The organism is Verrucomicrobiota bacterium, assembly GCA_019247695.1.
Classification (GTDB): Bacteria; Verrucomicrobiota; Verrucomicrobiia; order Chthoniobacterales; family JAFAMB01; genus JAFBAP01.
The window spans coordinates 1-4,146 of sequence record JAFBAP010000033.1; the positions used below are offsets into that span (position 1 = coordinate 1).

A 4,146-nucleotide genomic window follows, 5' to 3' on the forward strand; every position below is an offset into this window, starting at 1 on the left:
CATCGTCATCGACGAGCTGCTTAGTTTTGCCGCCCAACTGGCCTCGGAACAAGCGCGGCAGGAACCGCTCAGGGAACGAATCGTCAGGCTCTTCGGACAGGAAGCGCGTTGGTCACGCACGCTGGGACCGCAAAATGTGCGCCGGCAGCCGGGCCGGGACGGGCAACCCGAAGCGAAAATTCCGGTTGATCTTTGGGCTGAGGTGCTGGCGGTCCTCGTCAAATTACTGCCGGGAGGGCCCGACAGTTATTGCCGCGATTTCGGCGATGCGCCGCCGCTGGCGCTGGAAGTGGCATTTCAGGGGCCGCTCACCGACTTACGCCGGCTTGAGGTCCTTCTGCGGGGCATGGTCACCGATGAAAGTGAGCCGAACGCGGAAGTGCAAGACGCGATTGACGAGGTACGCCGGGGATTGATCCGCGCCGGACGCTGAACCCGACACCCGCCACCCGCCACCCGCCACCCGACACCCGACACCCGATTCCTGGCTAGGGCAGCACCGCCCACACTTCGACGATGCGGTTCTTTGCGAACTGTTTGGCGTCGAAAATATCGGTTCCACCCATGGCGATCGGGTACATGACGTTGAGCACCGCGCATTTATCCCGCAACAGGTCGATCGTGGCTTGCGCGCGCCCTTGCGACAATTGTTGGTTCTGCAGGTCATTGCCTTGCCGGTCCGCGAACCCGAGGACGACCAGAACGACGGCAGGATCGTCCAACACCTTTTTGATCTTCGGATCGCCGACCGTGCTTTGAATCAGGCTGATCTCCTGGGGCGGCAGCTTCGTGATGGCGGTCTCAAATGAGACGGTAAAGAGGCGCCCCATGCCGTGCGCCTTGTCGACGAGTCCGTAAGCACGATCTTTTTGCGCCTGCGGATAGGGGGAAGATTCAATCCGGCGCAGGACCTCGCGCCGGACTGCGGCTATCTCCGGAGTATTCGTATCGAAATTCAACGGGCCCGCTGGGGTGGCAACGGGCTCCGGCGTGGCGGCAGGGACAGGCGGGGTCTCCGTGGCGGCCGCCACCTCACTCGGGGTCGGCACCGGGGTTGGTGCAGCCACCGTAGGCGTTGCGACCGGGGAGGGTGATTCCTGTACCAGCATGACGTGCGGGCGCGGCGAGTTCGTCAATGTCCAGATGATCGCGCCGACGGCAAACACCAGGACGGCGCCGACCCCAATGAGAACGTACAACGTGTACGGCGGACCCTTTTTCGGGCCGACCGGTTCCAGCGGCGAGCCACACTCGGGACAGCGAAAATCCTTCGTCACTACCGTGATTTTCTCGTTTCGATAGGCCAGCTTGCAGCCGGAATAGTTTGTGCATTTGCCAACGCGTTGAGCCATACGCAACAGGCCTCTATAGCCTTCATCGTCATGTGGGGTCAATTGTGGAGAAATAGAACCTTTGGGGGCATCGGCGGGCTACACGGCTCCGGCGGCGGCTGCGGCGCGGCCTGCCTGGTTGCTTTGCACCGGCTGTTACCCTTCGCTCTTTCCCCCCTTCTGCCGCCAAGGCTCAGACGAGTTTCCTTATCCGGCCGACCTCCTGATCGGCCAAACGCGTCGGTTCAGGCAGCCGGTATCGGGTGCACATTTTAAGGACCAGCTCGCGGGCCGACGAGATGGACACCCGGTGCCCGGGCGACACGTACAGGGGTTTGACGCGGTCGCGCGAACGCAGCACGGCGCCCACCACTCGGCCTCGGGAAACTAACTCGCTGAAAGAGCCGCGCGTCAGACCAGGCTCCTGTCGCGCCCGCAGCCGGAGGCTGCTTTTGGCGCATCCGATGGTGGGCAGATCGAATAATAAGCCGAGGTGTGACGCCAGTCCGAAGCGTCGCGGGTGAGCGATGCCGTGTCCGTCGCAAACGAGCAGGTCCGGCCGGAGGGCCAACTTGCCCAAGGCAAACTCAATGGCAGGGATTTCGCGGAACGAGAGCAACCCCGGAACGTACGGAAAGCTGATGCCGCTTTCGGCGTGCACCAGTTCTTTGACCTGCAAGGTCACGGCATCCAGAACGACGGCTGCCGCAATGGCAAGGGATTTATCTTCCCGGTAAGCCACGTCGACGCCCCCGACCAATTGCAGGGGTACAGGAAATTCGTCGCGAATGATCAGCCGGGTAGACAGCTCTTTCTGCAGCGCCACCGCCTCGTCCGGGGTTACCTCCCAAGAATGGCGATGTACCGGCTCCACGAATTCAAAGCCGGGCGAGGAGTGAGCCTGCCGGACGGATCATGCATTTCCTGGCGCGTCCTCGCGCGGCGATCAAGAGAATAGGTGTCGGGGGGATCAGTACCCGGAGGGGAAATCGCCGGTGACGTAGCGTTCCAGGTTATCGATTGTATTTCTCTGGGCCGCGATCAACCAGGCCAGCAGATCGCCGATCGATAAAATCCCGACCATTTTGTTTCCCTGAAGGATCGGAAGATGGCGCACGCGGTTTTCAGTTATCCGCTGCATGCATTCACTCACGCGATCATCGGGATCGGCAGTGACGAGCCGCTGGGTCATAATGTCTCTAACCGGCGTATCCTTCGAGGATTTGCCCTGCAGGATAACCTTTCGGGTGTAATCGCGCTCGGAGATGATTCCGACCAGCTGATCATTCTGGACGACAGGTAACGCCCCGACATTCTTTTCAGCCATTAAGTGGATGGCTTCAAAGACCGTTGCATCTGGGGGGATTGACCAGATGTCAGATCCCTTGGTGGCCAGGATCGAATTGACCGTGCCAGTGACTTCCATCATAGGATCAACTATACGCGTTCAATCGGGCCGGTCGACCATTAAAATGATGGACCTTGAGGGTGCCCCCGTTCACACGGTCACACGGCGGGCACAGCGGGTGTGGCGGGCACAACGTAAGAGTTCACACGGCGAACACGGCGAGCCACGGCGAACACGGCGGGAAGAGGGGGGAAAGAGTTCGGAGTTCGGGGTTCGGAGCTCGGAGGCGTCGTAGAACCAGGTCCGATCTCCCCCGAGGGGCACGCTCACACCGCGGGAAGACGGGATCAGCCGCAGAACACGCAGAAGAACGCAGAAAAAGATCCACGAAGCCGGAGCTTGGCATGGGCATCTCGCACCGATGCTGCCGCTCTGAACTCCGAACTCTCGCGCGAGTGCGGATCAGACGCAAACCGCTCAACGTTCCCATGACACGGCCGTGCCCCCCTTTCGTCCCGCAAAAAAAGACGGGTAAGCCGCTGCGAGAGCTCGCCGGCGATCTGCTTCAGCGTGAGCATGCGGCCCGAACCGGCAGGGCATTCGACCATCAATCGGTCGCCGTAAAACTGGTGGTAACGTTCGAGCGCCTCGATGATCAGGAAGTTGATTTGGAACCGGATCGGCCCGCGCCAGTTCGAGTTTCCGCCGAAAAGGTAGCTCTCCCCTTACCCGGGACGTAGGAGCATCTGATGGTAGTAATGCGAATCCGGCTCATAGTAGGTGGTGAGCCGGATGTCGTCCTTGCGGTTCACCCGCCAAGTGAAGTTGAGCAGCACCTTCCGGAAGACGCCTTCCAGAAAGGGAGGGTCGTAATTGTAGAACCGTTTGCTCCAGAGCAAACCGGCATAGGCCTGGCGAGCGACGTTGGCGTCATCCTCGCCGAGCCCGCCCGGCAGCACGCGGCTGTAAAACTCGTCCGCTTCGCGAATCCGCGCATCCTTGAAAAAGGCCAGCCGGAAAGCGGGAGGACGGACCTGCCTAAACCAGCCAGGCACGGGCCCCGGACGTGTGGAGCGTCGGCGTCCGCCGGCGCAGTTCGCCCGGTAAACGATCGACCAGCGCCACCAGGCAGACCGGTTCAACCCCCTCCGGCAGATCTTTCTGGATCGTCTCCAGGGCCGCACGCCGGGCCGTCTCCTCGGCGCAGTACAGAGCGGTTTCTTGTGAGCTGCCGGGAATGGTCGCGCCAACCTCTTCCGGCTCGACCTCCACAATGACCGAATGGCCGTCCACCGGTAGATCGTGCCTTTTCGCGTCGAACCCGGGAGGCCAGTCGAAGGAGACTTTGAACATAAATCGGCGTGATTTGGTAAATCTGATATCTTCTCCTCGGTTACGCTCTTCTGGTTTGAAACGGAGCATGGTACAGCAAAGCGCAGTAGACGTGAGCACTTCGTGTGCCACAAG

Annotated in this window: 6 protein-coding genes; 1 reads left to right on the forward strand and 5 read right to left on the reverse strand. The window is 61.0% G+C overall.

Features of this window, described 5'->3' with window-relative positions; all coding sequences use genetic code 11:
• The coding region (locus JO015_03845; protein MBV9998227.1) for a hypothetical protein at positions 1–433 on the forward strand (433 nt) is incomplete at its 5' end.
• 55 nt (positions 434–488) lie between these two features.
• On the opposite strand, the gene JO015_03850 is transcribed toward JO015_03845, so the two are convergent.
• The 5 genes from JO015_03850 to JO015_03870 all read right to left on the reverse strand — a co-directional run bounded on the left by JO015_03850 (position 489) and on the right by JO015_03870 (position 4,032).
• Complete coding sequence (locus JO015_03850; protein MBV9998228.1) at positions 489–1,352, reverse strand: hypothetical protein; 864 nt, start codon at positions 1,350–1,352, stop codon at positions 489–491.
• 172 nt (positions 1,353–1,524) lie between these two features.
• Complete coding sequence (gene nfi, locus JO015_03855) at positions 1,525–2,205, reverse strand: deoxyribonuclease V (GenBank protein ID MBV9998229.1); 681 nt, start codon at positions 2,203–2,205, stop codon at positions 1,525–1,527.
• Between the two features lie 96 nt (positions 2,206–2,301).
• Positions 2,302–2,757: a CBS domain-containing protein gene (locus tag JO015_03860; GenBank protein MBV9998230.1), complete on the reverse strand. Its 456-nt coding sequence runs from the start codon at positions 2,755–2,757 to the stop codon at positions 2,302–2,304.
• A 647-nt stretch (positions 2,758–3,404) separates the two neighbouring features.
• Complete coding sequence (locus JO015_03865; GenBank protein MBV9998231.1) at positions 3,405–3,734, reverse strand: hypothetical protein; 330 nt, start codon at positions 3,732–3,734, stop codon at positions 3,405–3,407.
• The gene (locus JO015_03870) at positions 3,718–4,032 is read right to left on the reverse strand and encodes a hypothetical protein (GenBank protein ID MBV9998232.1); all 315 of its coding nucleotides are present in this window, start codon (positions 4,030–4,032) and stop codon (positions 3,718–3,720) included. Before JO015_03870 ends, JO015_03865 begins: the two co-directional genes overlap by 17 nt.
• Positions 4,033–4,146 lie beyond the last annotated feature (114 nt).